22 protein-coding genes and 1 pseudogene are annotated in these 24,974 nt (G+C 40.4%); 15 read left to right on the forward strand and 8 right to left on the reverse strand.

Going from position 1 to position 24,974, the window contains the following annotated elements:
• Positions 1-32: 32 nt before the first annotated feature.
• The 3 genes and pseudogenes from arsH to E0H80_RS05350 all read left to right on the forward strand — a co-directional run bounded on the left by arsH (position 33) and on the right by E0H80_RS05350 (position 2,078).
• Positions 33-737 carry an arsenical resistance protein ArsH gene (arsH, locus tag E0H80_RS05340; protein WP_131363837.1) on the forward strand — a complete coding sequence of 235 codons (705 nt, stop codon included), beginning with the start codon at positions 33-35 and terminating at the stop codon, positions 735-737.
• A gap of 5 nt (positions 738-742) precedes the next feature.
• Positions 743-979: pseudogene (locus E0H80_RS05345) on the forward strand (cation transporter); the annotation flags it as partial.
• 94 nt (positions 980-1,073) lie between these two features.
• Positions 1,074-2,078, forward strand: a complete 1,005-nt coding sequence (locus tag E0H80_RS05350) for a putative phage abortive infection protein (RefSeq protein ID WP_131363839.1) — start codon at positions 1,074-1,076, stop codon at positions 2,076-2,078.
• Between the two features lie 26 nt (positions 2,079-2,104).
• On the opposite strand, the gene E0H80_RS05355 is transcribed toward E0H80_RS05350, so the two are convergent.
• Complete coding sequence (locus E0H80_RS05355; RefSeq protein WP_067864423.1) at positions 2,105-2,884, reverse strand: ferredoxin--NADP reductase; 780 nt, start codon at positions 2,882-2,884, stop codon at positions 2,105-2,107.
• A gap of 105 nt (positions 2,885-2,989) precedes the next feature.
• On the opposite strand from E0H80_RS05355, the gene tsaA reads away from it, so the two are divergent.
• On the forward strand, positions 2,990-3,712 hold the full coding sequence (tsaA, locus tag E0H80_RS05360; protein WP_131363841.1) for a tRNA (N6-threonylcarbamoyladenosine(37)-N6)-methyltransferase TrmO: 723 nt from the start codon (positions 2,990-2,992) through the stop codon (positions 3,710-3,712).
• Here the strand turns inward: tsaA and E0H80_RS05365 are convergent.
• Positions 3,709-4,959: an MgtC/SapB family protein gene (locus E0H80_RS05365; protein WP_131364043.1), complete on the reverse strand. Its 1,251-nt coding sequence runs from the start codon at positions 4,957-4,959 to the stop codon at positions 3,709-3,711. The two genes, tsaA and E0H80_RS05365, sit on opposite strands and share 4 nt — an antisense overlap.
• 255 nt (positions 4,960-5,214) lie before the next feature.
• Between E0H80_RS05365 and E0H80_RS05370 the strand changes: the two genes are divergently transcribed.
• From E0H80_RS05370 to E0H80_RS05385, 4 genes are all read left to right on the forward strand, one after another.
• The gene (locus tag E0H80_RS05370) at positions 5,215-6,972 is read left to right on the forward strand and encodes a GspE/PulE family protein (RefSeq protein ID WP_131363844.1); all 1,758 of its coding nucleotides are present in this window, start codon (positions 5,215-5,217) and stop codon (positions 6,970-6,972) included.
• 95 nt (positions 6,973-7,067) lie between these two features.
• Positions 7,068-7,430 carry a NirD/YgiW/YdeI family stress tolerance protein gene (locus E0H80_RS05375; RefSeq protein WP_131363846.1) on the forward strand — a complete coding sequence of 121 codons (363 nt, stop codon included), beginning with the start codon at positions 7,068-7,070 and terminating at the stop codon, positions 7,428-7,430.
• A 155-nt stretch (positions 7,431-7,585) separates the two neighbouring features.
• Complete coding sequence (locus E0H80_RS05380) at positions 7,586-8,245, forward strand: response regulator transcription factor (protein WP_131363848.1); 660 nt, start codon at positions 7,586-7,588, stop codon at positions 8,243-8,245.
• A gap of 1 nt (position 8,246) precedes the next feature.
• Positions 8,247-9,590 (forward strand): sensor histidine kinase, encoded by a 1,344-nt coding sequence (locus tag E0H80_RS05385; protein ID WP_131363850.1) that lies wholly within the window; start codon positions 8,247-8,249, stop codon positions 9,588-9,590.
• Between the two features lie 65 nt (positions 9,591-9,655).
• On the opposite strand, the gene hemP is transcribed toward E0H80_RS05385, so the two are convergent.
• Positions 9,656-9,826, reverse strand: a complete 171-nt coding sequence (hemP, locus tag E0H80_RS05390; protein ID WP_067864407.1) for a hemin uptake protein HemP — start codon at positions 9,824-9,826, stop codon at positions 9,656-9,658.
• 139 nt (positions 9,827-9,965) lie between these two features.
• Here hemP and E0H80_RS05395 point away from each other — a divergent pair, with 139 nt between their 5' ends.
• Positions 9,966-10,865 (forward strand): NUDIX domain-containing protein, encoded by a 900-nt coding sequence (locus tag E0H80_RS05395; protein ID WP_131363852.1) that lies wholly within the window; start codon positions 9,966-9,968, stop codon positions 10,863-10,865.
• 57 nt (positions 10,866-10,922) lie between these two features.
• Here the strand turns inward: E0H80_RS05395 and E0H80_RS05400 are convergent, their stop codons facing one another.
• The gene (locus E0H80_RS05400) at positions 10,923-11,471 is read right to left on the reverse strand and encodes a tetratricopeptide repeat protein (protein WP_131363854.1); all 549 of its coding nucleotides are present in this window, start codon (positions 11,469-11,471) and stop codon (positions 10,923-10,925) included.
• A gap of 33 nt (positions 11,472-11,504) precedes the next feature.
• Positions 11,505-13,901, reverse strand: a complete 2,397-nt coding sequence (mrcB, locus tag E0H80_RS05405) for a penicillin-binding protein 1B (protein ID WP_131363856.1) — start codon at positions 13,899-13,901, stop codon at positions 11,505-11,507.
• 403 nt (positions 13,902-14,304) lie between these two features.
• Here mrcB and E0H80_RS05410 point away from each other — a divergent pair, with 403 nt between their 5' ends.
• The gene (locus tag E0H80_RS05410) at positions 14,305-15,246 is read left to right on the forward strand and encodes an NAD(+) kinase (protein WP_131364045.1); all 942 of its coding nucleotides are present in this window, start codon (positions 14,305-14,307) and stop codon (positions 15,244-15,246) included.
• Between the two features lie 3 nt (positions 15,247-15,249).
• Positions 15,250-15,516, forward strand: a complete 267-nt coding sequence (locus tag E0H80_RS05415) for a YeaC family protein (RefSeq protein ID WP_131363858.1) — start codon at positions 15,250-15,252, stop codon at positions 15,514-15,516.
• 218 nt (positions 15,517-15,734) lie between these two features.
• Here the strand turns inward: E0H80_RS05415 and E0H80_RS05420 are convergent, their stop codons facing one another.
• Positions 15,735-16,739: a glycosyl transferase family protein gene (locus tag E0H80_RS05420; RefSeq protein ID WP_131363860.1), complete on the reverse strand. Its 1,005-nt coding sequence runs from the start codon at positions 16,737-16,739 to the stop codon at positions 15,735-15,737.
• A gap of 424 nt (positions 16,740-17,163) precedes the next feature.
• Between E0H80_RS05420 and E0H80_RS05425 the strand changes: the two genes are divergently transcribed.
• Both E0H80_RS05425 and E0H80_RS05430 read left to right on the forward strand, forming a co-directional pair.
• Positions 17,164-18,507, forward strand: coding sequence for a dicarboxylate/amino acid:cation symporter (locus E0H80_RS05425; RefSeq protein ID WP_131363862.1), 1,344 nt, complete (start codon positions 17,164-17,166; stop codon positions 18,505-18,507).
• 150 nt (positions 18,508-18,657) lie between these two features.
• On the forward strand, positions 18,658-19,800 hold the full coding sequence (locus E0H80_RS05430; RefSeq protein WP_131363864.1) for an acyl-CoA dehydrogenase family protein: 1,143 nt from the start codon (positions 18,658-18,660) through the stop codon (positions 19,798-19,800).
• 34 nt (positions 19,801-19,834) lie between these two features.
• On the opposite strand, the gene E0H80_RS05435 is transcribed toward E0H80_RS05430, so the two are convergent.
• Positions 19,835-20,353 (reverse strand): type 1 glutamine amidotransferase domain-containing protein, encoded by a 519-nt coding sequence (locus E0H80_RS05435; protein ID WP_131363866.1) that lies wholly within the window; start codon positions 20,351-20,353, stop codon positions 19,835-19,837.
• Positions 20,354-20,497: 144 nt separating this feature from the next.
• Positions 20,498-22,219: a long-chain-fatty-acid--CoA ligase gene (locus E0H80_RS05440; protein ID WP_131363868.1), complete on the reverse strand. Its 1,722-nt coding sequence runs from the start codon at positions 22,217-22,219 to the stop codon at positions 20,498-20,500.
• 455 nt (positions 22,220-22,674) lie between these two features.
• On the opposite strand from E0H80_RS05440, the gene pheA reads away from it, so the two are divergent.
• Together pheA and hisC are read left to right on the forward strand one after the other, a co-directional pair.
• A complete protein-coding gene (pheA, locus tag E0H80_RS05445; RefSeq protein ID WP_067864382.1) occupies positions 22,675-23,784 on the forward strand; it encodes a prephenate dehydratase in 1,110 nt (369 codons plus the stop codon).
• An 81-nt stretch (positions 23,785-23,865) separates the two neighbouring features.
• Positions 23,866-24,972, forward strand: a complete 1,107-nt coding sequence (gene hisC, locus E0H80_RS05450) for a histidinol-phosphate transaminase (protein WP_131363870.1) — start codon at positions 23,866-23,868, stop codon at positions 24,970-24,972.
• Positions 24,973-24,974 lie beyond the last annotated feature (2 nt).

The raw sequence follows: 24,974 nt of genomic DNA on the forward strand, positions 1-24,974 counted from the left end.
AAGAATGTTCATAGAATAAATGTGAGATTAAAATGTCATTACCGAATATTGATTTAGACTTACTGCCGACACCTAACTTTGAGCAGGTTCAGGCAAAAGAATTGTCCCATCCAGCGCGTATCTTATTGCTGTATGGTTCAAACCGGGAGCGATCTTATAGTCGCCTAGCGGTGCTGGAAGCTGGACGCATTCTTGAGTATTTCGGCGCAGAAGTACGAATTTTCCATCCTAAAGGTTTACCTTTACCCGAAGATGCTGAAACATCGCATGCTAAAGTTCAGGAATTGCATGCCTTGCTGGCGTGGGCTGAAGGCATGGTGTGGTGTTCTCCGGAACGGCATGGTTCGATGAGTTCGATTTTGAAAGCGCAAATTGACTGGATTCCATTGGCAGCAGGAGCCATTCGTGCCACCCAAGGTAAAACTTTAGCTTTGATGCAGGTCTGTGGTGGATCGCAATCATTCAACGCTTTAAATCAAATGCGGGTTTTGGGTCGCTGGATGAGGATGATCACCATTCCAAATCAATCGTCCATTGCTAAAGCATTTATGGAGTTTGATGAGGAGGGGCGCATGAAAGCATCCAGTTATTACGACCGCATTGTCGATGTGATGGAAGAGTTGTATAAATTCACCTTGTTGACGCGTGGACAGGCAGCGTACTTAACCGATCGTTATTCAGAACGTAAAGAATCTGTGGCTGAACTTTCAAAACGGGTTAATCAGCAGTCTATTTAATTCATTCAGCAGACTTTTTATACGTTTTTAGAGATGAGGATTCCAATATGCAATCGGTCTGGCTCTGTAGTCGTAATGATGCAATTGGCAACTTTTCGGTCATTTTGGCAGCCGTAGGCGTATTTGGTACAGGCAGTCTTTGGCCAGATATTATTGTGGCGATGATTATGGCGACTCTAGGGTTAAGTAGTGGTTATTTGGTAATCAAAAAACATTCGAAGAAAAACAGGCAATTAAGGTAGAACAATGTCATTAAAATAAAAAACCGAAGTTTTATCGCAGGCTTCAGTTTTTAATTTATGATATGTAGAAATATTTTTAAACATCTTTAGAAAAATGTCAGATCAGCCTTTTTATAAAAGAACAGTATTTATTTTATTTATAAGTGTTAGTTTTATTCTTGGTATTTGGTACTTTTATCCAAATTATCTAGAGTGGACAGATTCAAAAAATATTTCTTATTTAGAAAAACCCTGGTATTTAACAAATATGGATAACTTAGAGTTACCCAATGAAGTTATTGAGAATTCTAATAAAGAGAAAATAGGCGGAAAATATGGGACATATGGTGACTCATATGGTTCATTAAATACTTTATTCACAGGATTAGCATTTGCTGGTTTAATTATTTCTATTATCTTACAAGGGAGGGAGTTAAAAGCGACAAGGAAAGAAATGAATGACCAAAAAGAGGTAATGAGAGAGCAAAAAATAGAATCAGAAAAACAAAATAAAATTTTAGAAAATCAGCACCAGCTTATTCAAAAACAATTTGATGAATCAAAAAAACAAGCTTTTTTAAATCAGTACTATGCTTTACTTGATCAAAGACAAAAGATTTTAGGTAGTCTTGTGATTACAAAATTAGATGGAAGCAAGCTAGAGGGTAATGAGGTAATTGCTGAATATGTAAAAGGATTTCGAAGTTTAAGAGAGCAGTTTGACACAGATATACATGATGATGAATATATGAACCTAGCTTGGGATCGACTTAGTAAAAAACTTCATAAAAGTTATGATTATCAGCTAGTATCATACTTTAAATTTTATCGTATGTTTTTTTCTTTGATTCAAAAAAATGATGCATTATCAGATAGTGAAAAGACATTATATATAAATATTTTAAAAAACTTTATTAGTGTAGAAGAGCAATTACTACTAATGTGGTTAGGTTGCTTTAAGAAAGCATATAATATTTTATGCTGTAAATATAGCTTATTAAGTGATATTTATAATGCAAATTTAGAACCTATTGGCTTAAAATTCTATAAAGTAGAAGCGTTCGGAAATTCAAAAACATGGAAGCAAGCTTTTGAAAAAAATAAAAAAACCGAGGCATAAACCTCGATTTTTTTATTTCAGAAAACTTATTTTTCCACAAATGCACGTTCAATTACGTAGTCGCCAAGAACACCCATTTTTGGAGATTCTTTTAAACCATGCTGATCAAGCAAAGCAACTACATCATCTAGAAATGCCGGGCTACCACACAACATTGCGCGGTCCGTTTCCGGGTTGAAACGTGGTAAACCAATTTTCTCAAACAGTTGACCCGATTCAATGGCAGTGGTGACACGACCTTGGGTGTGGAATTCTTCACGAGTAACGGTTGGGTAGTACACCAGTTTGTCCTTAATCCCCAACTCTTCAAAAAATTCGTGATTTGGAAGTTCATTTAGAATCAAGTCTTGGTAAGCCAATTCAGAAATAAAGCGCGTACCGTGAACCACAATTACTTTTTCAAAGCGTTCATAGGTTTCAGGGTCACGAATCGTTGACAAGAACGGCGCAAGACCTGTACCAGAAGAAAGAAGGTACAGGTTTTTACCTGGGTTTAAGTCGTCAAGAACCAAAGTTCCGGTTGGTTTACGTGATACTAAAATATCATCGCCCACTTTTACTTTTTGTAAAATAGAGGTTAAAGGACCATCTGGCACTTTAATAGAGAAAAACTCTAACTCTTCTTCATAGTTAGCGCTAGCAATAGAATAAGCACGCATTAAAGGCTTACCATTTACTTCCAGTCCAATCATCACAAATTGACCATTTTTAAAACGTAACGCAGTGTCGCGAGTGGTTTTAAAACTGAATAATGTGTCATTCCAGTGGTGTACGTGAGTAATCTTTTCGACGTTGAAAGCAGCCATTAAAGGTCTCAATAAATTATCAAATTAGAACAGCTTACTATTCTAATCTAAAAACATTCTCGATAAACTGAATATATTGAATTGACCTTATCAGAAAAAGTGATTATGACTGAGATTAAAGTGCCAATAATCGGGTATATGAATTCTCCCTATCTTGAAAAATTTGGTATCCCCAGACAACCAAATTTGGTTCAGGTCGAATCGTATATCGAAATGCTGGAACCTTATAATGATTTACTGGCATTTGAAGGGATCAATGAATTTAGTCATTTGTGGCTGATCTGGCAGTTTCATGACAATAAGAATCAACAAGCTAAGGAAAAATTTCGACCGCAAGTCCGCCCACCGCGTTTAGGTGGCAATAAGAAAATAGGCGTATTTTCCACACGCAGCATGTACCGCCCTGCACCCATGGGTTTGTCCGTGGTACAACTGAAAGAAGTGAAAAAAGTTGGTAGGTCGGTTCGTGTATATGTCACAGGGAGTGACTTATTGAATGGCACACCTATTATCGATATCAAGCCTTATATTCAATACTCAGATGCAGTATTGGATGCAGAAAGTGGTTATGCACAGGATCAGCCTGAACGAATGGCTGTTATTTGGACAGAAAATGCAGAGCAGCAAAAGCAAAATTTAATCAAATGTCAAAACTTGGACAGCCGAATTATGAATGAATTGGAACAGGTTTTGGCACTTGATCCAAGACCGGCTTATCAGGATGATGCAGAGCGGATTTATAAAATGAATTTTGCCCATTTTGATGTCAGTTTTAGGGTGGGAGTGGCTTGTATTACTGTGACAGAAATTATTCAACTTTCAGCTTAGCGCTGCACCAGCCACCAAAGGATCCCAATTAAAACGGTCATATGAAGAAGTTGTACAGGGGCAAAATAAAGTGCAAATTTTATTCCACCGCTAATAGCTGCATTAATGGATTTAGAGATCGCATGCGCGCCCAAACCTAACATTATTGCATACACTAAGCTGGTGTTTGTGGGTGCACCTTGAATCACTACAGCCGCCGCAGCGGCATGAATTTCAAACAGTGAAGCCAAGAGTGTACCTGCAATTAAACCGGAATCACCCAGTAAAAGCTCTAAGCCATACACGCCAGCCTGAATAATGGTTAATGTCACTGCAATGATGGCGGCTTCTTTTAAACTGAACATCGGACTATCTGCGGGTTCTTTTTCTTCGACAGGTTCTGCTTTACGTAAAAGCCAGTAAGCACAAATCGCCAAAATAAGAATGGCAATGAGCGAGGGAAAAATCAGCAGTTTTAACCAGGCTAAAGAGACGCCTCCTACAACAATCAATAACAACACTAAAGTCGAAATACAGGACATCAGTGCTGCACCGGCATTTGATCGTGCATCAACCCCTTCATTACGTACTTGCATACCTAAATGCGCAATCGTTGCGGTACTCGATACAAATCCCGAAGCGATTGAAGAAAGAATGAGTGCTCTTTTTTTTGACAGTAAGCGTTTAGCAATATGTGCCACTGCCTGAACCACAAGAATCAGGGTAAGCAGTTTTAAAATAATATGCGGGTTAAGAACTGCACCCCATAAAGGAGTATTGGGAGTGAGCGGTAGACCAATTAAAATCAGTGCCAGTAAAAATAAACCATCTTTAAATTCTGCTTCAGTAATCCATTTGCCTGCAAACCCATGAATCGAATGCTTCATCATTAAAATAACAGTCAGTATTACCGATAAACTTGCTGCAAGTGTGACATTCAAAATACATAATGCCCCAATGAAATAGGTCATTACGAAAGCCAGTTCAGTGGTCACTCCCGGGTCTTTTAACTGGTTTTTTAATGAAAAAATGCCTATTCCACCCACAATAATCGCACCTATGAGGCCAAAAATAGACCCAAAGCTAAAGCATAAAGCACCGAGTAATGCACAGATCACAAAGGAGCGAACCCCGGCGAAACTATGCTGATTTTCACGTTGCTTGCTGCGTTCACGTTCTAAACCAATCAGCAAACCACAACCTAAAGCTGCTGCCATAATCATCAGCAGTTCTTGAAATGAGGTGCTTTGCAGTGACTGATCGAGCATATTATTCAAAGGGTTCATCCAATCGCTTGAGTAGGAAAAAGAGTGCTGCATAATTCAGCAGGAATTTAGCATTATTGGCTATAAAGGAATGAAAGTAAAAGCATTATATTTCTATAAAAGTTATAGTTTTCATTTGAGTGATCTACACGTTGGATTGGCTTTAAAAAATCTTAAGGAAATTTTTTTTCTAAAACTGCTATAAGTCAGATGAAATTTAGTTTGCTATAGTGTGGGTAGGTTTTGGGGCGTATAACAATGAATTTTAATTTTGAAATGGACACGTCTTGGTGTCTGGAACAACTACAAAAAGATGGACGTATTACCGAGCGTAACAAGTTACTGATACAAACCACACATCGTCAACGTGAACAATTGAAATGGCATCCGTTGCAGTGGATTGCACATTTTAATCTGGTCGATCTGTCCCATCCGCAATCTACCTTAACCCTAAACCGTTTGTGTCAGTGGATTGCAGAAAAAGCCAATATTCCTTTTTATATTATTGATCCCTTAAAAGCTGATGTCGGTGCTTTAACCAATATCATGTCGCAAGAATTTGCCGTGCGGAATAAAATTTTGGCGGTAGAAATTCAGCCAGATAAAGTCCTGATTGCAACCGATCAACCTTTTAAAAAGGAGTGGGTGGCGAATCTTGAACATACGATTGCACCGAAAAAAATCCAGCGTGTGCTGTTAAGCCCAGATCAATTACAGCGTTATCTGGTCGAATATTATCAAGTGAGCCGTGCAGTTAATTCATCACAAAAATCCAGTGCTTATGACCGCGATAACAAAGGCGTAGAAGCGCTTTTACAACTGGGAGATACGCAAAATCCGGATGCCAATGACCAGCATATTGTAAAACTTGTGGATTGGGTGTTGCAGTTCGCTTTTGAGCAAGGTGCCAGTGATATCCATATGGAACCGCGTAAAGACGCAGGTAAGGTGCGTTTCCGAATTGATGGGGTGTTGCATACCATTTATAAAATGCCGGCCAATACCCTGACTGCGGTAATTTCGCGGATTAAAATTTTAGGTCGGATGAATGTTGCGGAAAAACGCAAACCGCAAGATGGCCGTTTAAAAACCCGTACGCCCAAAGGACAAGAAACCGAGCTGCGTCTATCGACTTTGCCGACTGCGTTTGGTGAAAAACTGGTGATGCGTATTTTTGATCCGGAAGTGCTGGTACGCAGTTTTCAGCAACTGGGTTTTGAAGGGGGGTTGCTGAATGATTGGAAAGCTTTAACTGCACATAGTCACGGAATTATTTTGGTGACGGGTCCGACAGGCTCAGGAAAAACAACAACGCTATATTCTTCACTGAAACAGCTGGCCACAGAAGAAGTCAATGTTTGTACCATTGAAGATCCCATCGAGATGCTGGAACCGAGCTTTAACCAGATGCAGGTCAATCAAGGGATTGACTTGGGTTTTGCCGATGGTGTACGCGCTTTAATGCGTCAGGATCCGGACATTATTATGGTCGGGGAGATTCGTGACCACGATACTGCCAATATGGCGATTCAGGCAGCATTAACCGGTCACTTGGTACTATCCACGCTACATACCAATGATGCGCCGTCAAGTTTGACGCGATTACATGATTTAGGCATACAGCCATTTTTAACGGCCGCGACCATTTTAGGGGTATTGGCACAACGTCTGGTACGAAAGCTGTGCCCACATTGTAAAACAGAAACTTTTATCAATGAGCAAGAATGGAAGCATTTAACCTATGATTTTTCAATAGAGATGCCAAGCTTTGTATTTCAGGCCGTCGGTTGTGAAGAATGTCGTCATACAGGTTATAAAGGGCGTATCGGGATTTATGAGTTTATGCCGTTAAGTTTAGAGACCAAACAACTGATTGGTGCAAATGCCAATCTAAATGAATTACGCCAGCAAGCCAAGAAAGAGGGTGTTGAACCGCTGCGTATTGCCGGTGCACGTAAAGTTCTGGATGGACTAACCACTTTGGAAGAAGTTTTACGCGTGGTTCCTTTGAATTAAGAGTTTTATGGAAATGAAGCAATCTTAAGATTCACCTCATCTTGATTTGCTTTAATGGCTTCATCGAAATGATGAACAAAAAGATGAGGATTTCTATGAACATGATTTTAAAAGCAGCTTTAATTAGTGGTTTGGTGGGCACATCTACTTTTGCTTTGGCAACTACTGCCGTGAATCAAGCTGCTATTGCACCACAAACAACAACTACGGTTAAACATGCCTTAACTTTAAAAGATGATACCAAGGTACAGCTTAAGGGTTATGTGGTGAAAGCGGTCGGGGATGAGAAATATCAATTCCGTGATAACACTGGCACGATTACTGTCGATATCGACGATGAGTTATGGCAGGGGAAACCCGTGAATGCAAAAACACCTGTGACCCTCATCGGTGAAGTCGACATTGATTACAGACCTGCGAAACGTGTTGAAATTGATGTGGATGCAGTTAAGTTCTAAAGTATTGAGCAGTTGAAAATAAAGTATTCAGTGGTTGAAATAGCCTCTTCCCAAGACCATATGAATGATTGATTCATGTGGTCTTTTTGATTTAAGCTCTTTATTAAAGCATGCTATGTTAAAAGCCAATCATGCCAAATACTTGAGAACAACATATGCGAATCTTACTGGCAGAAGATGATGCTTCTCAAGCAGAGAGCATTAAAACCTGGTTAGAAATGGATGGTTATAATATTGACTGGGTCGATCGTGGCGATCATGCCATTTTAGCCATTGAGCAGCATCAGTATGATTGTGTCTTGCTTGATCGTGGGCTACCCAAAGCCACTGGGGATGAGATTCTTAAAACGTTAAGAGCACAGCAGCAACAAATCCCGGTAATTTTTATTACTGCGCGGGACAGTATTCATGACCGTGTTGAAGGTCTGGATTTAGGGGCGAATGATTATCTGGTCAAACCCTTTAGTCTGGAAGAGCTTTCTGCACGTGTGCGTGCGCAATTACGACAACATCAAGGCAGTGCAGATCAATATCTGCGTTATGCAAATCTGGTGTTAGATCCACAAGCGAAGACCGTTATTCAAGATGATCAAACCATCAATTTAACCGCCAAGGAATTTCAGATTTTGCATAAGCTGATGCAAAAGCCTGAACATGTGATGACCCGTGAGCAACTGGAAGAATCGCTCTATGCCTGGGGCGATGAAATTGAAAGTAATGCCATAGAAGTGTTTATCTATCAATTGCGTAAAAAGATCGGCAGCCAATCTATCAAAACCATTCGCGGTTTGGGCTATCGCATGAGTCAGGATTAATATGTCACAAGCCGTATCTCTACAAAGCAGCCTGATCAAGACTTCATTATTCAGTTCAATGGTGGCGGGTGTGCTGGCATTGCTGCTGTTTATGGGGATTTCGCTATATCAGACTATGCAGGTGCAAGATCAGCTCATGAATGAAATTGCAGACATGCTGTTAATTTCGGATGTGACTGCGAGTTCAGAACAGCAGGTGGATAAACTCAGCGATGAATTTGATATTCAATATCAACTCAAAGATCAGCAACAGGTGCTGACCGAATCAAAAGATTTCCATTTAGAGCAACAGCCCTCAAAGCTCAAAAACAATGTATCTGAGGGCTATGATTTTATTTGGCAAGAGCAACAATTATGGCGCATGTACAAGGCTGAAGATGCTGAGCTGAATATGTCGGTATTGGTGTTACAACCGCTAGGAGAGCGTTTTAAAGATTTGGCTCAAAATGTGATGGGTTATGCTCTGGTATTGGTCTTGCTCTGGTTGACGCAGTGGCTGATTTTACATTTTGCAGTAAAGCGTCAATTTAAAGTCATTCATCAATTGTCCAAAAATATTGCTGAAAAAAATGCCGATGATCTCACTCCGATTCAGCAGCAAGTGCCCGAGTTACAAGAATTACAACCGATGGTATGGCAACTAAACCAATTATTACAACGATTAAATCAATCCTTGGTCGCGGAGCAGCGCTTTACTGCAGATGCTTCACATGAATTACGTTCGCCGTTATCTGCCATTCAAATGCGTTTGCAGGTATTAAAACGTAAATATCCAGATTTAAATCAGGACTTGGTCAGTATTCAAAATGATGTCAGTCGTGGCACACAAGTGTTAGAAAACCTGCTTTTACTTGCTCGTCTTGATCCGGCCAATACCCATCAATTACCTAAAGCTGAAATTGATTTGGGGCTTGTAGTAAACGATGTTATTCAGGCCTTACAACCCTTTGCTACCGAGAAAAATATTCAAATTCAGACTCAGCTTTCGCCTAATCTTCCTATTTTGGCGAATGAAAAACTCATTTTCAGCTGTATGCGAAACCTGATGGATAATGCCATTCGATATGTCGGGCAAAATGGTCAGGTATTTATTAATGTGCAACAGCGGCATCAAAAGCTAACGATGACGATTGAGGATGATGGACAGGGTGTGACGGAAGAGGTCTTGCAACGCTTGGGCGAACGCTTTTATCGTGCTTTAGGAACAAAAACTCAAGGTTCAGGTTTAGGCCTTTCGATTTGTCAGAAAATTATTGAATTGCATGCAGCAGAAATGCATTTTTCTCAATCCAATTATGGTGGATTAAAAGTTGAGCTGCAATTTCCGCTGAATGTCCAGCGCTAAAAAGCAGTATATGTATATACATACTGCTTGTTTCCACGAATATTATTAACTGGTTTGTTATTCTTTTATTTGGTTAGAATCAGTCGGTTGTTACGGGTTAAACGCAAACGGTATTCTTCTCCGGCATGCATAATTCGAATTTCTCGGCCCAAGGAAAATAAGTTATTCGAGTACAGCATAGGTAGTGAGTGTGCTACATCATTATTACGGGTAAATAAGCTAAATGGCGCGTTCATTCCGTCGACTCCGTGGTATATAGTGAACTTTTTAAATGATAATCATTATCGAATAGACCTGTCAATCAATTATTAAAGATTTTATAAAAAAGCTAAATTTGCTTACACTCTGTAATATTTTCACGCAAAGGAGTACGGAATGTCGAAACCTACCATTCACATTGCAATCGGAATTTTGTTGCATCAGGACAAGGTACTTGTAGGATGGCGTGAAGCAAAACAGCATCAGGGAAATAAGCATGAATTTCCAGGGGGTAAAGTTGAAGAAGCAGAAAGTCCCTTAGCGGCCTGTCGCCGTGAAATTTATGAAGAAGTGGGAATCGAGTTGCAGGACTGGCATGCATTTGATGTGATTCGGCATGAATATGATGATGTGATTGTCAATTTGCATTTATTTCATGCCATCGTACCGACTGCACTATTGAATGAAATTCAACAGCCCTGGACATGGTACAGCCGTGATGAATTACTGAGTTTAAATTTTCCCAAAGCCAATCAAGCCATGATTAAACGATTGTACTGGGAACATCAGATTAAAATTTCAGATCAGTTAAGTGCATTAGAGCAGTTGCATTTAGACCAGTTGATGTATTGGCGTGTTGAGGGTACTCAGGCACAGATCATTGAAATTTCAAATTTAAGCGTTGAAAAATTATCTAAACTGATTGTGAACATTGACCTTTATCAACAGTTAAATTCAATTCAACAGCAAGCCATTTCAGCCATTCATTTAAAACAGTCGCAATTACTGTCCTTGATGCAGGGCGATTTAATTAGCGGTAAGCGTTATATCGCGGCTTGTCATGATTTGGTTTCAATAAACCAGGCGCAGAAAATTGGTTGTGATGCCATTTTATTAAGTCCAGTAGTCGCTACAGAAACGCATCCAGATGCTCGAGTATTAGGCTGGGAGCAGTTTAAAGTCTTGGCTTCACAAGTCGAAATTCCCGTTTTTGCTTTGGGTGGAATGCAAGCAGGTGATTTAATGACGGCACAGCAGCAGGGCGCTTATGGGATTGCAGGTATCCGGTTTATATAAAAAATAAAAAGATGTATGGAGCTGTGAATTGTGCAGCTCAATACATCCAAAATTTAATTATAAGGTTTTAAGAGCTTTTTGCGCTTGCTGAATGGTTTTTTGATCTTTTTGCTGTTGTGCAGCTTTCAAAATGGCTAACCAGAGCTGTTTCTTCATCGCATTACTTTGAGCATAGCTCAGTCCACGTTGCGCTAAAGCCTCTGCATTTGCGGGTTTATTTTTCTTGTTGGCCACCAGAGCCAAATACAAATAAGTCTCGGCAGATTGGGGAGCCAGGCGCTGTGCCTGAAGTGCCGCAGCTTCAGCTTGATTCCATTGCCCTTGTTTATAAGCAAGCTGGGTTTTTTGCATGAGTTTTTTAAATGCAGGAAGTTGACGGCCATCATCAAATTGCTGCCTACTTCTTTGCTCAGGCACGACCACTTGCATCTTTTTACGTTGAATTTCTTCACGCTCATAAGGGGTAATCACCACCCCAGAAGGCGTTTTAATTTCCTTTTTTTCAAAGGGTACAGGTTTTGTTGGTTCCTTGGTCTCAGGAGCTGGCAGGCTTTGACAGCCCGCCAAAATGGTTAGGCCTAAAGCGATCAGCACCTGCTTATACATGTTGAATCGAAACATCATTATGAATTGTCACCATTAATTATTATAGCTACCGCTTGAAATGACCTGACTGTTATTGGAAGAGTCACGTGGCATTTCAGTTTCACTTTCACGAATATAGTTTTCAATACTATCGTTTTGTTCGGGTACGGCCTGATTGTTTTCAGTGTCAGAATTGTAAACCGGTTCTACTTGATAATAAGGTAAACCACATCCGGTTGCCTGACGTGGCACATTATTGCGCAATAGTGGAATATACATTGCGCCTTCACAACCTTGTGCAGATAAATAGCCGGTTGTGCGGTCAATCCAGTGCCATTGCACATTTTCTGTTTGACGTAAATTTACAGGTTTCTGACGCAGCTGCTTCATGACATTGGTCCAAACAGGCAAAGCACCTGATGAACCGGTTAAACCAGTAACTTTATTATCATCCAGACCTAACCAAACTACACTGAGGTAATTACCCGAATAACCGGCAAACCATGAGTCACGGGTATCATTTGTGGTTCCCGATTTCCCGGCCAGTTTTAAATCAGTTGGCAATGCGCTATAAGCCGAACGACCTGTACCTGAACTCATCACTTGCTGTAAGCCATAATTCAAAATATAGGCGGCAGAAGGGTCTATGGTTTTTTGAACGGTCAGACCGTAACGATCCAATAAACGTCCGTTTGCATCCACTACAGAACGAATGGACTTGATTGGATATTTAAATCCGCCCGTAGCAAAATTGCTATAAATACTCATCACTTCCATCGGCGACATATCAACTGCACCGAGGAATATAGATGGATAAGTAGGAATATCTGAGCTTACGCCAAACTTTTTCAGGTGATTACTGAAAGTTGAAACTCCAAATTCCTGACCTAAACGCACTGCGGCAAGGTTATATGAATTTGCCAGCGCTTCCGCCATTGGAACTACACCATGGTCGCCACCGCTATAGTTTTTAGGCGTCCAGGTTTTTCCTCCACTTGCAATACTCAGCGCACTATCTTCAATTGGACTGGCCCAGGTATATCGTCCCGATTCAATCGCACTTAAATAAATAACGGGTTTAAGTAAAGAACCCACTTGACGTTTGGCATCTAAAGCACGGTTGAAACCGGTAAAATCTTGTGTAGAGCCCACCGCTGCAACCAGTTCACCATTTTCAGGATGCGAAATTAACACTGCACCTTGCAAGTCTTTTAAGCGTTTAGGATTGGCATTGGCTAAACCGGAAACAGATGTTTTAAACGCCTCTTGGACTTTAGTTTGGGCAATTGGATCAAGGGTAGTAAAAATTCTTAAGCCTTGATTGGTTAAATCACCTTCTTGATAGTCGGTACGCAGCTGTCGACGGACAATATCCAGAAAGTCGGGGAAGCGAGCCGGGCCTAAGGTTGGTTTTGCAATGACATTGAGCGGACGTGCGACTTCTTGCTCAAACTGTTCCTGAGTCAGATAACCCATGACCAGCATATTGTGTAAGACAATATCACGACGTTTTTTTGCGCCTTCCGGATTTCTCCAAGGATTAAATAGCGTTGGGCCTTGAACTAAACCGACCAAATACGCTTGTTGAGCAGTATTTAATTCTCTGAGTGGTAGACCGAAATAAAACTGTGAAGCCAGGCCATAACCATTAATTGAATAGTTACCATTTTGACCCAAGTTCACTTCATTTAAATAAGCTTCCAGAATTTCATCTTTATCGTAATGCAGCTCAATCAGCAGTGCCATTAAGGCTTCATTGACCTTACGTTTCAAGGTTCTTTCTGGACTTAAATAGAAGTTCTTTACCAATTGTTGGGTTAGGGTTGAACCACCTTGACGTTTACCACCAGTCACATTACTGACTAAAGCTCGTGCTGTACCGCGAACTGAAACCCCATGATGATGATAGAAGTTGCGGTCTTCTGTCGCAATGAGCGCTTCAATTAAAGGTTTAGGAACTTTATCAAGTTTAATCAGGACACGGTCTTCGTTATGCTGCGGGTAAATGCCGCCAATCAGTAAAGGTTCTAAACGAGCGATGCCGGTAGATGAGGGTTTGGTCGCACTGACTTCACCCACTTGATTATTGTTAAACGTAACTTTTAAAACCTGTTCAGGTTCTGCGCTATCACCGAAATCAAAACCACGGGTATGCACATATAGTGAATCGCCTGAAGTGACATAATTTCCCGATTTGGTATAGCTGTCAGAATTCTTATAGCCGAGTAATTTCAGCTCTTGAGTAAAGTCTGTCTGATTAACCGGCGCATTGGTATAGATTTCCAGAGGACGAGCAAATACTTTTGCCGGAATATCCCAGCGCTGTCCTTCAAACTTATTCCGCACAATATTATCCATTCGTATTAAATAGATGCTAAAAGCCAAGAAAGCAGCAATGACTAATATTGAAAAAATAAGCGCTAGTAAACCGATACCACGTTCAGACTTCATCAATTAATATAAGATCCTGATAAATTGTGCTAATCATGCGAAGCTTTTCATTTTTTTGCAATAATTAATCTGTGAATGAAGAGAAAATAGAGTAATTAAAAACTCGGTGAACCTATAATGAGTTATTGATTTTATAAAAAATATTATTATTACAGCGTGGTTTTTATTTCAATAAATTGGGTGAATTTTAAAATACTTTTTCAGAACTGAGCCATTGAGCAGCATTATAGACTTCAAGATGCTGCTGATAAAATGTGATCTTTATCATAAAAAATAAATATTGCTTAAACTTGCAAGAATGTTTGCTGTAAGGCGTGTATATATCTGAGGCAAATCGTTCTTTAGTAACCTATTAATCATATATCCAAATTTAAAGTTTTTTAAAATGAATAGTGTTAATGCTATGATAGGCAGGAATCGGAGCGGAGCGATGACTCAGGTGAAAATTTCACATAAGACTTTTCGAAACATTGGATTAGTAGGACGTCCAGATAAATCCTCCGTCGTTGAAACTTTAAGTCTCATTCATGACCATCTTTTAAGTTTAGGGCTTCATCCTGTTTTTGATTCTCAAACAGCAGCATTGGTTCCCTATCCCAATACACAAACCGTCAGTCGTGCTTTACTGGGTGAAGTGGTTGATTTGGTGATTGTGGTGGGCGGCGATGGCTCTTTATTACATGCTGCACGTGCATTGGTAAAACATAATACGCCTGTGATTGGTGTGAACCGTGGGCGTTTGGGCTTTTTAACCGATATTAAGCCGACCGAAGTTATATTCAAGCTCGACCAAGTGCTTAAAGGCGAGTTTCAGTTGGATCGCCGTTTCCTGTTGGAAATGGAAATTCGTTCCAAAGGTGAAAGTATTTATGACGCCATTGCGCTGAATGATATAGTTCTACATTCGGGTCGATCGGTTCATATGATTGACTTCGAACTGAATATTGATGGTCAATATGTCTATCGTCAGCATAGTGATGGTCTGATTGTCTCGACACCTACAGGTTCTACCGCATATGCCTTATCCGGTGGTGGACCGATTGTCCATCCGAGTATGGATGCCATATCTTTAGTACCGATGCATCCGCATACCTTGTCTTCACGTCCGATTGTGGTCGGTGGGCATAGTGAAATCAAGATTATCATTCGTGAAAATCGTGTGTTGCCCATGGTCAGTGCGGATGGTCAACATAGTGTTTCACTCAATGTTGGAGATAGTTTACATATCCGTAAACATCCTTTTAAATTAAATTTGCTTCATCCACCGGGATATGACTTCTATATGGCATGTCGTACCAAATTGGGGTGGAATCAAGATTTTGACTCTTTACAACAGCAGGATTAAATGATGAATATTGAACAGATGCTGACCGTACTCGATCCTGAAATTGTTTCGCGTTTAAAAACAGCAGTAGAAATTGGTAAATGGCCTAACGGTATTGCATTAACGGCTGAACAGCGTCAAACCTGTATGCGAGCAGTATATGCATGGGAAATGAAAAATTTACCTGAGTCTGAACGCAGCGGATATATTGACCGTGGCACCAAAGAAGAAGATGAACATTGCGATTCGCATGTTGAAGAACCTGAGTTCAAACCGATTCGTTTTGTTTAAATATTTATTGGTAGATAAAAAAAAGACACTGTGGTGTCTTTTTTTTATCTTGATTTTTTTGAAGGGTACAATGGTGTCTAAACCTTGAAACATGTTTCAAATATCATCATCACAAAACTCGATGAATGTTTCGCACAACCATTTTTATCCCCTGACATCTTGCCTCGAACAATTGCGAAGGGTGTTGTCGCCTATCAAATAGAATAATAAGTAGCAAATTAGCTTTTTGGCTTGCGATTTGCCCAAAGCTCGTTTGCTTTTAACATTGCCTCTTCAAAAGAATCACAAGCGCCCATGCTATATAACGCAATCCCCATGGTTTCAGTGACTGCAATTTCACCGTATTCATGACTTTGCCGGCCTTCCCAAACCGCTTTAAAAACTGCTAAATCCAGTTCTTCTTCAATCGGGCTACGGTTTTCAGTCAGTTTTGGTAATTCGTATTCGTACAACTCGCCATTTTTAATGCCGCAGATTAAAGTTTTAGCATCAGGGTTACGTTCAAATTCTCCACCTTCACCTTTAATTACTGCACTATTTTTATAGCCGAGTTTAAAAGCCGCTTGTTGATGTGAAGTTCGATATGCAGGATGGAAGATCGCTTGCATGGTGGCTTTAGCATTGAAAGGATTAATTAAACGGGCAAGGGTGTGAATGGGTGAACGTAAACCCATGATGTTACGTAAGGCAATCAAATCACTTAAAATGGGTGAAATCGCTTCTAAAGGAATATAGGCAAAATTGCGTTGTTGTAATTGTTGTTCTACATCTGTGTCATTTTGGCAAATCGCATAACCAAGGTATTCCAATACCTGCTCGGCATAAAGACGGTTAATGGTATGACCCGATGCACCATGCATCACCACTTTATAACCCTGTTGTGCCAAAGTCAGGGCAGCCAATAAAAACCATGGATAATGCTTGCGCTTACCTGCATAGGATGACCAATCTAAATCGACGTCCAGGTTTTTAAAATTAAGTTGATCACGGGTGGCTTGCACAAAACCCGCCAGCTCATCTACAGATTCTTCTTTAACACGTAACAGCATTAAAAAAGCACCGAGCTGAACATCCAACACTTCATCTTTTAAGATCATGCTAAAGGCTTGATAGGCTTCATCATAACTGAGTGAACGCGCACCATTTTTTCCTTTACCCACAATACGGACATATTGGGCAAAAGGATGTTCAAAATCTTTATAGATGTTTTTTTTGGTTTGCATAGGGCTAACTTTATGGGCAAGTAAAATAAGTATGCCGTTATTTTATAAAGTTGGCAGGAATATTTCAGCCTAATTAAACTAAAACTTGGTGGGTTGAGTTTAGACCAATGTCTAATAAGAAATAGATGATTATTTAGTCTTGTTAACAAATAAAGGAAAACAAAAACTAAAAAATTAGGTAAAATTTAACCTATGTTGGACTTTTGTTACATTTTAATCCTCCTGATCTAACAGTTTTGAATTTGGAAAAGTTCAGAATATCGTGATTTTAATCACATTTATAATACGTATTATTGTTCAGCATTGAATGAATTCAATGCTTTGGTGCTCTTTTGTTTGGCAAAAGGGTTTTGGGCTGTTTATTTTTTGAAAATAGACAAAAACTGAATATTTCTTATTTAGAAATATATCGTGAAGTAATGTCATGGCTAAAAAACCAATTTATAAGTCACTCTATTTTCAAGTGATTGTTGCCATTATTGCGGGTATTCTGGTTGGTCATTTTTCGCCAAGCGGAACGCAAATAATTAATGGTGCAGAACAATATGTTCCAGGCTTAGGTGAACAACTTAAACCTTTAGGTGATGCTTTTATTCGTTTGATTAAAATGATCATCGCGCCAGTAATCTTCTGTACAGTGGTCAGCGGTATTGCTGGTATGGAAAGCATGAAGTCAGTGGGTAAAACTGGTGGCGTTGCTTTACTTTACTTTGAAATTGTATCAACCATTGCCTTACTCATTGGTTTACTGGTAATTAACGTTGCCAAACCGGGTGTAGGCATGAACATTGATCCTGCATCTTTAGATACCTCGGGTATTTCTAAATATGTAGAATCAGGTGCTTCGCAGTCGACGCTTGATTTCTTTATGAATATCATTCCGAATACGGTGGTGGGTGCATTTGCTCAAGGTGAAATTCTACAAGTTTTGCTTTTCGCTATTCTGTTCGGTTTTGCGCTGCATAAACTCGGTGATGCCGGTAAACCAGTATTGAAACTGGTCGATCAAATTGCCCATGTATTCTTCAATATCGTAAACATGATTATGAAGTTAGCGCCGATTGGTGCGTTTGGTGCAATGGCATTTACCATTGGTAAATACGGTATTGGTTCACTGGCACAGTTGGCACAGTTAATCATCTGTTTCTACATTACCTGCCTGCTGTTTATTTTCCTGGTTTTAGGAACCATTGCACGTATCTCAGGCTTTAGCATCATGAAAATGATTCGCCTGATTCGTGAAGAGCTGCTGATTGTACTCGGTACCTCATCTTCAGAATCCGTATTGCCACGTATGTTGAAAAAGCTTGAACTTGCGGGTGCGGAAAAGTCAGTGGTGGGTCTGGTCATTCCAACAGGTTATTCATTTAATCTGGATGGGACTTCTATTTATTTGACCATGGCAGCAATCTTTATTGCACAAGCCACCAATACCCCCTTAGATATTGAACATCAAATTACATTACTTGTAGTATTGTTGATTTCTTCTAAAGGTGCAGCCGGTGTAACCGGTTCTGGCTTTATTGTGATGGCTGCGACCTTGTCTGCAGTAGGACATATTCCGGTTGCAGGCTTGGCATTGATTCTAGGTATTGACCGTTTCATGTCAGAAGCCCGGGCCTTGACCAACTTGGTCGGTAACTCTTTGGCAACTTTGGTGGTTGCAAAATGGGTCGGTCAACTCGATAAAGACAAGCTTGATTATGCCTTAGCAAATCCGAGTGAAATTGATAACCTGATGGAAGAAGAAGTTAAGCCGCAGGCTTAATTTTCTTTGACTCTAAAAAGGAAGCTTCGGCTTCCTTTTTTATTGACCCAAAAGTCATGAAATAGCGGGACTATAGAACATGACAGATCTTTATAAAATGAATAGGATGGGGAGAGGAACAAATACAACAACCCCATACAAGGATGCTATATGTTGGCTTATGATGCAGATTTAGAACTGTTTCGCGATAACTTTAAACGTTTTATGAATGAGCATGTTGCACCTCATTATGAACAGTGGGAGCAAGAAGGCATTATGCCGCGTTCGATCTGGAATGCATTAGGCGAAAATGGTTTCTTGTGTATTGATGTACCTGAAGAGTATGGTGGTTATGGGGTTCCAACCTATTATTCACTGATGCTGGTTGAAGAATCTGCACGCGCAGGATTTAGCGCATTATCTACCGGTATTTCATGTCACTCCGAAATTGCAGCACCATATATTTTGCATATTGGGACGGAAGAGCAAAAAAAATACTGGTTACCGAAAATGGTTTCTGGTGAAGTGGTCGGTGCGATTGGCATGACTGAACCAGGAGCAGGTTCAGACTTGCAAGCCATGCGTAGCAATGCCATTTTGCAGGACGATCATTACCTTTTAAATGGTTCGAAAACCTTTATTTCAAATGGACAACATGCCGATTTAGTGGTATTGGCCGCAAAAACTGACCCACAAGCACGTGCAAAAGGGGTGTCCTTATTGCTACTCGATACCCATCTGGAAGGTTTTAAAAAGGGCAACAACCTAAACAAAATTGGTTTGCATTCACAAGATACCTCGGAATTATTCTTTGATAATATCCAAGTGCCGAAGGATCAATTACTGGGTCAACCGGGTCAAGGTTTCGCCTATTTAATGCAAGAATTACCACGCGAACGTACTGCGATTGCTTCAACAGCCATTGGTGCGATTCGCGGTTCAATTGATGTCACTGTCGCTTATGTAAAAGAGCGTCAAGCGTTTGGTCAGCCAATTAGTCAATTTCAAAATACTCGCTTTGTACTTGCACAGGCAAAAATTGATGAATTGGCAACAGCTGCGTTTTATAACCAGAATGTTGAACTCTACATGCAAGGTAAACTTGATGTAGAAACTGCTGCTGCATTAAAAAGTTTTGCAACGGATATGCAAATGAAAATTGCCGATAACCTGTTACAACTGTTCGGTGGCTATGGCTATATGACTGAATATCCAATTTCACGGTTCTTTGTCGATGCCCGTATTCAGCGTATTTACGGCGGCACCAATGAAATTATGAAAGAGATTGTTGCGCGCAGTATATTGGGTCGCTAATCCATGAAATAACAAAGAGCCAGATGGCTCTTTGTTATTGACTCAAGACCATTAGGCTTTCTTCGATAAAAGCGGGTAAATCTTCATGCGAACGTGAAGAGATATACAGATTATTGTCATTCACTACTCCTACGTCGTAATACACCGCGCCAGCATTGATCAGATCAGTGGCGAACATTTTAAGCGTGGTCATTAATCTCCCTTTAACGACTTTAGCGCTGATCAGTAGCTGTGGATTGTGACAAATACTCATAATAGGCTTTTTGGCATGGGCAAAGTTACGTATAAAATTGACAAAACGCGCATCTCCACACAGGCGGTCAGGGGAATGACCACCAGGGATAAGTAAGGCATCAAAATCATGCACTGAAACATCATCAATACTTTGGTCAATGGTCACTGCAGATTTCCGTTTATGACCGTAGACAATATTGCCCGCTCTATTTTCAACGTTCAAAACACTATGACGGGCGGCACGAAAGGCTTGTACAGGTTCTGAATATTCCATATCCTCAAAATCATGAGTCACTAAAACGGCGATTCTTTTTGACATTATTATTCTCCGAATTGCTTTATTAAAAGACTATAGATGAAACATTCAAGTTTTGTGATGCAGTTTGGTAAAGGACTATTGCAAAAGAAAAAGCCCTAAATATAGGGCTTTTGAGCGAAATGTAAGTGCTGTAATGACTTGAGTCTAAGCGATATTTTGTTGTTGTTGTATTTGTCGAAGCTCAGCACGGAGGATTTTCCCGACCGTTGACTTTGGTAACTCGTTTAGTATCTCAATGAATTTTGGGACTTTGTAGGCGGTTAGGTTTTCTTTACAGTGTTTTAGAATGTGATCGCTTGAAAGATTTGGGTTACTGGACGTAATAAAGGCTTTGACCGACTCTCCAGTTTGTTCATCTGGTATGCCAATCACTGCTGCCTCAATAACATCGGGATGTTCTGCCAGAATAGCCTCAATTTCATTGGGATAAACATTAAACCCTGAAACAATTACCATATCTTTCTTGCGGTCTAAAATGTAACAAAAACCATCTTCATCCACTTTGGCAATATCGCCGGTATGTAACCAGCCGTCAACAAAAGTTTCTGCTGTTTCGGTTGGGCAGTTTAAATAACCCAAGACAATTTGTGGACCTTTAATACATAGTTCACCTGCTTCACCCAAGGGAACTTCCTGACCTTCTGCATTGACAATTTTAATGTCTGAGCCTGGGAGTGGAAAACCGACTGAACCTTGGCGAATTTTACTGATCGGTGGATGCAGCAGTGCTGCACAGCTGGTTTCAGTCATGCCGAAACCTTCAATAATTGTTCCCACTTTGGCTTTCCAGTTTTCAGCCGTAGTAGGACGCAGTACCGTTCCACCGGAAATCGCACAGGTTAGTTTGGGTGGGTTCTGCACGAACCAGTCCTCTGCCAAAAGACCTGCATATAAAGTATCTACACCGGTTAGCCAAGTGACATTAAACTTCTCAAAAGCGGGTTTTAAATTGCTAACAGGGCGTGGTGATGGAATGAGCAGGTTATGTGAGCCACCCTCAAAGAACATCAGGAAATTTACGCTGAAAGCAAAAATATGGTATAGCGGAATAGCCGTTAAAATGCAGTCCTGCTGATTAAATCCAGATTGATGTACGCGTAAATAATCACCGGTAATTTTTACCAAAGATGCCACATTTTGATGACTGATCACCGCGCCTTTACTGCGTCCAGTGGTGCCACCTGTGTATTGATACAGGGCAATATCATGTTGAATAGGAATGTATTGTTCTAAAGTTTTGCCAATGGCTAACGCATCTGCGAAGGTGGCATATTCAATACTTGGTTTGAGTGAGCGACCTTGAGTTTCGGCATCTGCCTGCATTTTTTGGACAATCATGCTGCTATACGGTTCATCAAAAAACTCACTTAAACTTGCTGTGACCAGTGCGAGCGATTTAAGTTGAGGATTATTTTGAATTACTCGTTCAAAGGTCGCTAAAAATAAATCAGAAACAATCAGTGCTTTTGTACCACTGTCGGTCAATTGGTACTCAAGCTCACGAGCTGTATACAGTGGGTTGATATTGGTGATAATCAGTCCGGCTTTCCAGCATGCAAACACCGCAATCGGATAGTGCAAAGAATTTGGCATTTGCAGTCCCACAACATCACCTTTTTTAAGCTGAAGATGATGTTGTAAATAATTGGCAAATGCCGTGGATAAAACATCAATTTCCTGAAAGGTTAAAGTCTTGCTTAAGCCAACAGGTAATACCACACTGAATGCAGGTGATTGAGAAAATTGCGCCGTGGTATGGGTGAGTAATTCTGCTAGATTGGAATGCACTTGCTCTGACTGAAGCTGATAGCCATGGAGTGATGCAGGCAGATGTTTTTCCCAAGGGCGCTGTGCGTAATGGCTCATCTCATATCCTTAAATTTATCTTTTTAAATTGTTTTTGATTTTTTATGTCAATCCTGACATTGACCTTTTAACATCGACTAAACAGGCATTTTTCGCAATGATCAATTCTGCCAGTCAGGGAGAGGAAAATTGAAAAATTAAGAAAAAAGCAATCAAGATTAAGCGCTTTAAAATATCAACTTATTCGCAAATACCGATAATTTAATTTAACCCGATGACATAAAATTGCCATGTGTATTGTGTATTTAAAAATCTAAACTGGCCGCTTAACTTTTATTCAATTGGCAAAAAGTCATCAATTTTAAATATTCTTGGTAAAAACGTGGAGGATAAAATTGCTGATCAAATCAACTGTATGTTTTTAAGACTGAATCAATCAAAGTCTTATTGCGTAACATTTGAAAGCTAACTATTGTTATACTGTTTGCATAATGTTTTCGAAGGGCGACATAACAATGATCCATGACGATCAAAACACAAAGACTTCTCTTGACCTTGCTCAAATTCGTGAGGATATTGACTCTGTAGATCAGCAGATTCAACAACTTATTAATCGTCGAGCGAAATTGGCAGAAGCAGTGGCAAAAGCAAAATTTGCTTCTGAAGAGAATCCAATGTTTTACCGTCCTGAACGTGAAGCGCAAGTTTTACGTAATGTTATGCAGCGTAATGAAGGTCCTTTATCTGATGTGACCATGGCGCGTTTATTCCGCGAAATCATGTCAGCTTGCTTGGCGCTTGAAGCTCCGCAAAGTATTGCATTCTTGGGTCCTGTCGGCACTTTTACTCATTCAGCAGTGCTTAAACATTTTGGGCAAGATGCTATTGTTCGTCCACTTCCCACCATTGATGAAGTATTCCGTGAAGTCGAAGCAGGGAGTGCGCATTATGGTTTGGTGCCGGTAGAAAACTCATCTGAAGGTGTGGTCAACCATACTTTAGACTGTTTTAAAGCCTCGCATTTAAATGTAATTGGTGAAGTTGAATTGCGTATTCATCATCAATTTTTAGTGTCATCCAATACCCGTAAAGACAGCATCAAACAGATTTATGCACATCAGCAAACGCTGGCGCAATGCCGTGGCTGGCTAGATGCACATTATCCGGGTGTTGAACGTGTTGCCCTAAGTTCAAATGCCGAAGCTGCACGCCGTATTCGCAATGAATGGCATTCAGCCGCAATCGCGTCTGATGTCGCGGCAAGTATTTATGACTTGGAGATTTTTCACAGCAACATCGAAGATAATCCGGAAAATACTACGCGTTTCTTGGTCATTGGCCGTGAAAAAGTGCCGCCAAGTGGCAATGATAAAACCTCTTTACTCATTTCTGCACATGACCGTGCCGGTGCATTACTTGAAATTTTGGCACCCTTTGCCAAACACAACATTAGTCTAACCAGTATTGAAACTCGTCCGGCTTTACCGGAAAAATGGGCTTATGTTTTCTTTATTGATTTAGAAGGTCATGTTGAGCAAGAAAATGTCAAAGCAGCGCTTGAAGAAATTCGTCCGCTAGTCAAAGAAGTTCGAGTCTTGGGATCTTACCCCATTGCAGTATTGTAAATTTTATTCCTGAAAAGCGGTGGTCAATTTTTGCATTGAAGTTGACCCCCATTTATCACTTGAAATAACTGGAAGAGTAACATGTCGTTTGTCCCTGCCAATGAAGGCATCTCAAAGTTAAAGCCTTATCAACCAGGTAAACCCATTAGTGAACTTGAGCGTGAGTTAGGGATTACTGATATCGTCAAATTGGCCTCGAATGAAAACCCATTGGGCTGTTCTGACAAAGTCAAACAAGCTGTAGCGGCTGAATTGACAGAAATTGGACGATATCCGGACGGTGGCGGTTTTATCTTAAAAGACCAGATTCAGACTCAATTTGGGGTGACTGCTGAGCGTATTACTTTGGGTAATGGTTCAAACGACTTGCTTGAAATGTTTGCCCGTGCATTTGTTTCTTCAAGCGATTCTGTGGTGTATAGCCAGCATGCTTTTGCTGTATATGCCTTGGTGACTCAGGCGATTAATGCAGAAGCGATTGAAGTGCCGGCAAAAGGCTTTGCCCATGACTTGGATGCCATGGCAGCAGCAATTAAAGACAATACCAAACTGGTGTTTCTTGCCAATCCAAACAACCCGACTGGGACCTGGTTTGAAGAAGCTGAATTTGATGCTTTCATGCAAAAAGTTCCAGCCAATGTAATTGTGGTACTGGACGAAGCTTATGTGGAATATTTCCCTGAAAACTTCAACAGCCTGAAATTCCTTGAGCAATATTCAAATATTATTGTCAGCCGTACCTTGTCTAAATGTTATGGTCTGGCTGCACTGCGGGTGGGTTTTGCACTGGCATCGGCAGAAGTAACTGATTACCTGAACCGTATTCGCCAACCGTTTAACGTCAATCATCTTGCAATGGTGGCAGCTGTCGCGGCACTCAAAGATGAAGACTTCATTGAGCAATCGCGTGTTGTTAATAAAGCGAGTATGAAGCAGCTTGAACAAGGTTTTGCTGCGCTGGGTTTAAATTATGTACCTTCACGCGCCAACTTTATTTTGGTTGATGTGCAAGCTGATCCTGCGCAGACTTTTAATGCATTGCTCAAAGAAGGCGTAATTGTGCGTCCTGTTGGAATACCAAATCATCTTCGTGTATCGATTGGTACTGAAGCTGAAAATGCCAAGTTCTTGACAGCACTTGCCAAAGTATTGGATTTGACCAGCAGTGCGGTAGAGGAAAAAGCTTAAGC

This window comes from Acinetobacter sp. ANC 4779 (assembly GCF_004331055.1).
Classification (GTDB): domain Bacteria; phylum Pseudomonadota; class Gammaproteobacteria; order Pseudomonadales; family Moraxellaceae; genus Acinetobacter.

What these genes read in the sequence shown, in the direction of transcription:
- E0H80_RS05370 (WP_131363844.1), top strand. Translation starts at nt 5,215, where the DNA reads ATGAATTTTAATTTTGAAATGGACACGTCTTGGTGTCTGGAACAACTA.
- E0H80_RS05440 (WP_131363868.1), bottom strand. Translation starts at nt 22,219, where the DNA reads ATGAGCCATTACGCACAGCGCCCTTGGGAAAAACATCTGCCTGCATCA.
- pheA (WP_067864382.1), top strand. Translation starts at nt 22,675, where the DNA reads ATGATCCATGACGATCAAAACACAAAGACTTCTCTTGACCTTGCTCAA.
- E0H80_RS05355 (WP_067864423.1), bottom strand. Translation starts at nt 2,884, where the DNA reads ATGGCTGCTTTCAACGTCGAAAAGATTACTCACGTACACCACTGGAAT.
- E0H80_RS05400 (WP_131363854.1), bottom strand. Translation starts at nt 11,471, where the DNA reads ATGTATAAGCAGGTGCTGATCGCTTTAGGCCTAACCATTTTGGCGGGC.
- E0H80_RS05395 (WP_131363852.1), top strand. Translation starts at nt 9,966, where the DNA reads ATGTCGAAACCTACCATTCACATTGCAATCGGAATTTTGTTGCATCAG.
- E0H80_RS05350 (WP_131363839.1), top strand. Translation starts at nt 1,074, where the DNA reads ATGTCAGATCAGCCTTTTTATAAAAGAACAGTATTTATTTTATTTATA.
- E0H80_RS05365 (WP_131364043.1), bottom strand. Translation starts at nt 4,959, where the DNA reads ATGCTCGATCAGTCACTGCAAAGCACCTCATTTCAAGAACTGCTGATG.
- E0H80_RS05385 (WP_131363850.1), top strand. Translation starts at nt 8,247, where the DNA reads ATGTCACAAGCCGTATCTCTACAAAGCAGCCTGATCAAGACTTCATTA.
- hisC (WP_131363870.1), top strand. Translation starts at nt 23,866, where the DNA reads ATGTCGTTTGTCCCTGCCAATGAAGGCATCTCAAAGTTAAAGCCTTAT.
- arsH (WP_131363837.1), top strand. Translation starts at nt 33, where the DNA reads ATGTCATTACCGAATATTGATTTAGACTTACTGCCGACACCTAACTTT.
- E0H80_RS05425 (WP_131363862.1), top strand. Translation starts at nt 17,164, where the DNA reads ATGGCTAAAAAACCAATTTATAAGTCACTCTATTTTCAAGTGATTGTT.
- tsaA (WP_131363841.1), top strand. Translation starts at nt 2,990, where the DNA reads ATGACTGAGATTAAAGTGCCAATAATCGGGTATATGAATTCTCCCTAT.
- E0H80_RS05430 (WP_131363864.1), top strand. Translation starts at nt 18,658, where the DNA reads ATGTTGGCTTATGATGCAGATTTAGAACTGTTTCGCGATAACTTTAAA.
- E0H80_RS05410 (WP_131364045.1), top strand. Translation starts at nt 14,305, where the DNA reads ATGATAGGCAGGAATCGGAGCGGAGCGATGACTCAGGTGAAAATTTCA.
- E0H80_RS05375 (WP_131363846.1), top strand. Translation starts at nt 7,068, where the DNA reads ATGAACATGATTTTAAAAGCAGCTTTAATTAGTGGTTTGGTGGGCACA.
- E0H80_RS05435 (WP_131363866.1), bottom strand. Translation starts at nt 20,353, where the DNA reads ATGTCAAAAAGAATCGCCGTTTTAGTGACTCATGATTTTGAGGATATG.
- mrcB (WP_131363856.1), bottom strand. Translation starts at nt 13,901, where the DNA reads ATGAAGTCTGAACGTGGTATCGGTTTACTAGCGCTTATTTTTTCAATA.
- hemP (WP_067864407.1), bottom strand. Translation starts at nt 9,826, where the DNA reads ATGAACGCGCCATTTAGCTTATTTACCCGTAATAATGATGTAGCACAC.
- E0H80_RS05380 (WP_131363848.1), top strand. Translation starts at nt 7,586, where the DNA reads ATGCGAATCTTACTGGCAGAAGATGATGCTTCTCAAGCAGAGAGCATT.
- E0H80_RS05420 (WP_131363860.1), bottom strand. Translation starts at nt 16,739, where the DNA reads ATGCAAACCAAAAAAAACATCTATAAAGATTTTGAACATCCTTTTGCC.
- E0H80_RS05415 (WP_131363858.1), top strand. Translation starts at nt 15,250, where the DNA reads ATGAATATTGAACAGATGCTGACCGTACTCGATCCTGAAATTGTTTCG.